At 54.1% G+C, this 7,351-nt stretch carries 6 protein-coding genes; all 6 read left to right on the top strand.

The genetic code is table 11. The annotated features are described in order from the left end of the window. Positions 1–727 (top strand): T9SS C-terminal target domain-containing protein (locus tag FBQ85_23320; GenBank protein MDL1878074.1); only part of this gene is annotated, 727 nt, incomplete at its 5' end. Between the two features lie 54 nt (positions 728–781). Continuing rightward, positions 782–1,591 carry a GxxExxY protein gene (locus FBQ85_23325; protein MDL1878075.1) on the top strand — a complete coding sequence of 270 codons (810 nt, stop codon included), beginning with the start codon at positions 782–784 and terminating at the stop codon, positions 1,589–1,591. A gap of 74 nt (positions 1,592–1,665) precedes the next feature. Then, complete coding sequence (locus FBQ85_23330; protein MDL1878076.1) at positions 1,666–2,688, top strand: PorV/PorQ family protein; 1,023 nt, start codon at positions 1,666–1,668, stop codon at positions 2,686–2,688. A 125-nt stretch (positions 2,689–2,813) separates the two neighbouring features. After that, the gene (locus FBQ85_23335; protein MDL1878077.1) at positions 2,814–4,238 is read left to right on the top strand and encodes a hypothetical protein; all 1,425 of its coding nucleotides are present in this window, start codon (positions 2,814–2,816) and stop codon (positions 4,236–4,238) included. 55 nt (positions 4,239–4,293) lie between these two features. Further along, positions 4,294–5,859 carry a T9SS type A sorting domain-containing protein gene (locus tag FBQ85_23340; GenBank protein MDL1878078.1) on the top strand — a complete coding sequence of 522 codons (1,566 nt, stop codon included), beginning with the start codon at positions 4,294–4,296 and terminating at the stop codon, positions 5,857–5,859. Positions 5,860–6,117: 258 nt separating this feature from the next. Then, the coding region (locus tag FBQ85_23345; GenBank protein ID MDL1878079.1) for a T9SS C-terminal target domain-containing protein at positions 6,118–7,351 on the top strand (1,234 nt) is incomplete at its 3' end.

A 7,351-nucleotide genomic window follows, 5' to 3' on the forward strand; every position in this document is an offset into this window, starting at 1 on the left:
TCTGGTGAAGCACGATACGCTGCAATACAAACCCGAAGCAGCGCCGGCAACCGGCCGCTACAACACCGTTTCGATCCCATTTCCGGCGCCTGCCATTCGCATTGAAGACACGCGTGCGGCGGCCAACCGGATCATTTGGGGTCCGCAGGTCGAAGCCTTCACTTCACCGCGCTTGCATGCGGCCTTCAGTCACTACGAGGTGATGCGCGCGCCTCATCCTTTGGGTCCCTGGACGATCATCGATTCCGTGTCGGCGGGAGATCCGCGCTACTTCCGCAACGGCGAATATGATGTGCTCGATCCCAACAGCAATCTCGGGGATAATGTTGCATATGCCGTGGTCACGGTGGATCAACTGGGCGGGAGAAGCGGCATGACGAATTTGACGACACACGAAACGCAGGCGCCTCCGGCTGAATCTCTCGGGAAGGTTTATGTCGTGCCCAATCCGCTGATCGTGACGAGCGGTTTGACGGGTTCGGATCCGGGTGGAGAGATCAACGATCGCATTCAGTTTCTGGGATTGACGAAGCGTTGCACCATCAGAATTTTCTCTTACACCGGGCAGTTGATCATCACGCGCGAGCATGACCGGGAAACGTACGGCAATCCCTGGTATCAACTCAGCATCAACAATCAAATCATCGCTTCTGGGGTGTATTACTTTGTCGTCGAAGACCGCGACACCGGCGCACGGTCCAGCGGCAAGTTTGTGGTCATTCATTAAATGCAGAAAAACAGAAGGCAAAACCATTAAGGACAAAACCATTTTGAGAGTGAGGTGGGAACGATGCCGATTCGGTTGGGGGTTCAGACAAAGCCGATTTCCTGTGACGATTTTCACGCGCTGGACTATAAAGTAATGGGAATCGTTTTTTCAATTCATCGTGACCTCGGAAGGTTTTGGGATGAAAGGATTTATCAGAATGAACTTGCTTATAGGTGCAAAAGAGCCGGATTCGAAAGAGTTGCATTTGAGGCTCGAATATACGTGTCATTCAATGACTTCACAAAGATCTATAAAATCGATTTGCTGATCGATAACGGCATCTATGAATTAAAGACGGCACAGGCTCTCACCGGCGAACATGAGAAGCAAACAATTAATTATCTCCTGTTAGCCGGACTCAATCATGGCAAGCTCATCAACATGCGGCCGCCCTCGGTTCAACATCGCTTTGTCTCCACCAACTTGACTCCCGAGAGTCGCTATGCTTTTCGTATTGACGATAACCATTGGCAAGAGGTTGATGAAGACAGCATTTGGCTCAAGCGAACGTCTAGACATCTTCTGGAGGAGTGGGGTGCGTTTCTTGATTTTAATTTATTCTATGATGCCATTGTTCACTTGCTTGGTGGCGAAGCAAAGGTAATAAAAGAACTCGAAATTAAGGATGGCTCGCGCGTGTTGGGCAGTCAAAAGGCTCATTTGCTCAATTCAAGTGTCGCGTTCAAGATTTCGGCTGTGACCAGGGACGAAATGTCCAATGAGAAGCATTTGCGGCGATTCCTTCACTATACCTCGCTCAAAGCTGTTCATTGGATCAACTTTGATCATGATCGCGTGGTTTTTAGAACAATTCTCAAATGAAGCCTTTAATGGTTTTGCCCCAAATGGTTTTGCCTTTTTAACCAATACTGAGAATCATCATGAATTCTCTCAAAATGCAAATTAGCGCCGCTCTTATAGGCGCTGGCGTCCTCTGCCTCCCCGCCGCGCATGCGCAGAAGGTGGGCAGCACCTCAATGCAGTTTTTGAAAGTGATGCCCTCGGCGCGCGCCACGGCGTTGGGCGAGGCTTATGCCGTGTGGGCCACTGGCGCCGAGGCAATGTTTTGGAATCCCGCCGGCCTCGCTCGGCTCGACAACATGGAATTGACTTCCACCTACACCAACTGGCTCTTTGATTCCCAACAGGGCGCACTCGCCTTCGCGCTCGCCATTGAAGGATTCGGCGCGCTCGGCCTGCAAGTCCAGTATGTCGATTTCGGTGAATTCGAAGAAACCACCACCGCGCGCCCCTACATCAGCAATCCCGAAGGGCCGGGCCTGACGGGAAGAACCTTCAGCCCTTACAGCTACGTCGTCGGCGTATCGTATGGCCGCGATCTCACCGACAAGTTCTCCGTGGGCCTGGGTCTGAAATACGCACATGAATCACTGTATGATGGCCGGAAGCTGACGGCGCAAGTGCGACAAGGCGTGCTCGAAGAGGTCGACACCTGGGCGAACGGCTTGCTCTTCGATTTCGGCATTCGCTACAACACCGGTTATCGCTCGATTCATATCGGATCTGCGGTGCAGAATTTCGGAGCGGATGTGAAATATGCCAAGGAATCGAATCCTGTGCCGCTGCTGTTTCGCTTCGGCATTGGCGCGGACATCATCGGGCCGGAGGGTCTGTTGCGCTCCGGCAGCACGGAGAACCGGTTGAGCGCAGCACTTGACATCTTCCATCCCAACGATTACGCGCAACAGATACACGCCGGCGTGGAATATGAGTTTGCCGGTTCGTTCGCCTTGCGCGGCGGTTACAAGTTCAACTACGATTTCGACGGATTGACGCTCGGCGGCGGCGTCAAGCATGCACTCGAAGGCATCCGGCTGTCGGCTGATTACAGCTATGGCGCCATGGGCACCTATCTCGGCAATGTTCAGCGGATCAGTTTAGGGATTGCGCTACCATGAAAAATTTCATCGTCTACAGAAAAAGGAAAAACTCTCACGCACAGGCGCAAAGACGCAGAGAAATCGCCCAGCAGGAACTTTGCGTATTCTCTGCCACTCTGCGGTTTTGCGTGCTGCTTTTTCTTTTGGCGCGATCACTTTTCGCGCAAGGCAACGGCGGCGCGCTGACGTTTCAGGGAATCGATCACTACTCGCTGCATTCTGCCGCAAGCCGGGCCATGGGCGGCGTCACCATCGGCGTCAAACAAGACGCCGGATTGATGTTTCAGAATCCGGCAGCGTTGCATTCAATAACTGGAATGCAGGCAGCGCTTGGCGGACTTTGGTTCTCCCAGGATTTGGAACAAGAGCAGAATTATGCCCCGGTGAGATACTACTCGAATCTCAGCCTGCTGTTGGAAGGCCTGACCGCGAGAATTCCGAACCCGGATACGATGCTCGTCGGTTTTACGGCGCAGGATACGGTGCAAAGACCCTACGACAACATTGGGCCAAACTGGTCACGCTCGAAAAATCACAGCAAGCCGTTACAAGCATTGCTGGCAATGCCGTTTTCATTGGGAAAGATCAAAATGGTTGCGGGAATCGGCGCAGTCAACTACGCCGACTTGAATCATTATTATCAAAACAACAATGTCCTTTCTCCCAACATCCTGTCGCAACGCCCGCTGCCAACACTGCGCCCGGGTGATGATAATCCTCTGCCGGTGAATTGGTCGCAGACGTCACGTTCTCGTGCAGGCTCGCTACAAGGTTACGGCATTGCCCTGGCCGGCAGCGTGATGAAAAATGTTTCCCTTGGTTTCAGTGGGATGATCTTGGACGGCAGCAGTGATGACGTCGAGCAAGAGGTGGCCCGAGGAAGTCTCACATTCTATTCAAATGCTTTTCGCGCGGATTCGATTTACCGCAGAATCACCAAGACGGGCACTTCGGATTTCAGCGGCACGGAATTTACTCTGAGCAGCATTCTCACCGGACGTTTCGTCAGCGTGGGTTTTTCCATTAAACCGCCGGCAACAATCACGCGAAACTATAGCATGCAGGTGGCAACGGATACCACGGGCACGCCGGCACTTTCGACGATTCAAGGTGAAGACGAATTGCGACTGTCCTGGCGCGGCCGGCTTGGCCTTGCGCTCACACCAAAAGAGAATCTAACTCTGGGCTTGGAATATGAGTTTCGTCCTTATGATTCCGCCAAATATCGCGATGCGAGCGGCGTTGAAATCTCGCCCTGGCTTTCCACCTCGCTCTTTCGCATCGGCGCGGAGTATAGAATTGCCTCCTGGCTGGCGCTGCGCGGCGGCATGCGCGGCGAGGCGGAAGTCTTCGAGCCGGAAGGAAATCAAATCGAAGGCGAACCGGTGACGTACACGGTTTATTCCGCCGGCGTCGGAATCACGCAATCGGCCCTGCATTTGAGTGTGACGTATGAAAACGCCTTGATGAAGTACCAAGACATTTGGGCCAGCGCCATCAGCAAGAATCGCGAGCGGCGTCACACGTTCGTCGCACAACTTTCATATGAGATACCCTGGCAACATTAACAAAAGACATAGTTCCATCACCTCAACTCCACAACTCATGACAAGGAGGCGCATCATGAAAAAAATTGTTACGATGATGCTCGCTTTTACTTTCATGCTGATCTTATCTTCATCTCTTTTAGCCCAATCAGTGGGAGACTATCGCACGCGCGCCAGCGGTAATTGGAGTGTGGCGCAGAGCTGGCAGCGGTACAACGGTTCCACCTGGGCCAACGTTGCCACACCGCCGAGCGGGTCTGAAACCATCACAATACTGAGCACGGATTCAATATTCGTCAACGTGCCGGTTGCGATCACCGGCACGCTCGTCAATCAGGGCATCGTAGAGCCTGATGTGAACCTCACCATTGCCAATGGCGGCATCTATCAGCATGATCGCGACGGCGGCCGGGTACCGCTGGCGACCTGGGCGGAAGGCTCAACCATGTTGATAACGGGCGTTACGACCACCGCTCCCAACGACAGAGATCAAGATTACTACAACCTCACCTTCAATACTCCCGGCTTGCTCTCGAATCTCAACATGAACCTGAACGGCAACACCGTTGGCGGCGATGTCCGCGTCATCACGACCGGAACCACCAATCGTTGGTACCTCACCACCGCGCTCGCCACCGATACGGCAATCGTGACCATCATGGGCGACGTTATCATGGAAGCCGGGCAATTCTCCGTGCAAGGAACGAGCAACGCCCAAACCGTTTTCGAGGTGCATCATTACGGCGATATTGTTGTCACCGGCGGCAACTTCTCGATTGCGCGCGGTTCACAAGCAGGCGGCAAGACAACGTGGTATCTGCATGAAGGCAACTTCTCCATGTCGAACGCGACAACTCAAAATTCCAACGCCACACCGGGCGGCGCGAAATTCGTCTTTGCGAAGGCGGGCACGCAGACTCTGACGTTGGGAACAGGAAATACGTTGACGGCTCTTCCCATTGAAGTAAGCAGCGGCACGACGCTCGATATGGGTGCGGGCGTGCTGGCAGGCAGCGGCACGTTCACAGTGAATGAAGGCGCAACATTGCTGACCGCCCTTCCCGGCGGCGTGGCAGAGATTCTCAGCGCGGTCACCGGAGCGGTGACGCTGGCGGAGGGATCAAGTTACGGATTCAACGGCGCTGCTGCGCAAGTCACAAGTGCGCGCATGCCAACCACCGTCACCGATCTCATCAGCAATAACGCCGCGGGTGTGACGCTGTCGCAAGCCACGACCATCAACGGCGTGCTCAGGCTGGTGGCGGGCGAGTTTGACAATACCATCCCGTTCACGCTCGGCCCGAATGGATCGATTTCGTTTGAAGGTGGAAGCCTCAAGGTTCCGGTTTCCGTTGCCGAGCGGCAACAAGATGTGCCGGTATCGTTCTTCATCGAACAGAATTATCCCAATCCTTTTAATCCATCCACGACCGTAAGATTCGGACTGCCTTCTGCCTCTCGGGTCACCGTTGAAGTATTCAACACGCTCGGGCAGAAAGTCGCCACGTTGTTCGATGGTCGCAAAGCTGCTGGTGTGCATAACGTGCAGTTTGATGCCGCCCATCTTAGCAATGGCGTTTATTTGTGCCGAATTCAGGCGGGAGAAATTGTGGGCATGAAACGCATGGTCTTGATGAAGTGATATAGACAGGCTTTGCGGTCAGTGCAGCCGGCACTCTGTTACCGATGTTCCAGAGGGCTTCCCCGGCTGTCAATCCGCAGGAATTCTGTATGGTACTGGGCCCCGTGCTTAATACTTCACAAGGTTCCTTCGGGATGACAAAGCAAAGAGATTTTCACGGTAACAGTGCAACAGGCTGAGTGACAAGCTGTTCCATTGTGAACTTGCATGCGTCACATATCAACCCTGTAAACCATCACAAAAATGGAGAAGGGTCTCATGAAAATTGTGAAACGAACAATTTGCGCCGCTGCAATTGCGGTATTCATTTCAAGCCCGGCCCTGGCACAGCAAGCGGGAGATTATCGTTCCGCAGCCAGCGGGAACTGGGGCGATGCCTCAACCTGGGAAACGTTCGATGGAACCAACTGGGTCGCGGCGGTCAATGCTCCGGCGGGAAGCGAAACCATCACCGTGCGCGGTGATGACACCGTGCGCGTGGATATTGCGGTGAGTGTTGCCGGCTATGTCAAAGTGGAAGAAACCGGCATCGTCGAGATCAGCTCGGGTTCTTTGGCGTTTGACAATGGCAGCACCTACGAACATGCCCGCGATGGCGGCAGCATACCCGTAGCGACGTGGGGACAGGGATCAACGGCGCTTCTGACTGGCACCATCCAGGACGCGCCGGCCAACAGAAATCAAAGCTTCTACAACTTCACCTTCAACACGCCCAATCTGGGCCGCAACCGCGACATGGGGTGGAATGACATCGTCATCGGCGGCGTTGTGAGAGTGATCAATACTGGCGCATTTCGATGGCAATTGACTTCCATTGCCGCCAACGACACGGCGGCGTTCGCGATCATGGGTGATGTGATCGTCGAGGACGGCCAATTTGCGGTGCAGGGCACCAGCAATGCGCAGACTACATTCATCGTCCATCATTACGGCAACCTCAATGTCACCGGCGGCAACTTCTCCCTTGCGCGGGGATCACAAGGCAATGGCAGCGGAACGACAACATGGTATTTGCATCAAGGCAATTTCTCGATGGACAGCGCTGCGACGCAAAACTCCAATCCCACGCCAGGGAATGCAAAATTCGTGTTGGCGAAAAACGACACGCAGCAAGTGGCATTCAAGAACGTGACCTATGCCGGCGGCCGGATTCATTTCGAAGTTGCCGATTCGAGCACCATGGCAATCATCGGGCCTTTTGTCGTCAACGGAAATCTGGTCAATCGTGGCGCCGTCGTGCCGCAAGATACGCTGACCTTCACCAATGGTGCGGTTTATGAACACGCCCGCAACGGTGGCAGCGTGCCCTTGGCTGTCTGGCAGGAAGGTTCGGCCGCATTGTTCACCGGCATAACCAGCACCGCGCCCGAAAATCGCGGACAGGATTATTACCATCTCACGCTCAACACGCCGGGGCTGACTTCGAATCGCGATTTGGCTTTGGATGGTAATACCATCAGCGGCAATCTTACGGTGATCAGCACCGGCTCAG

The sequence above is a fragment of the Cytophagia bacterium CHB2 genome, assembly GCA_030263535.1.
Taxonomy (GTDB): Bacteria; Zhuqueibacterota; Zhuqueibacteria; order Zhuqueibacterales; family Zhuqueibacteraceae; genus Coneutiohabitans.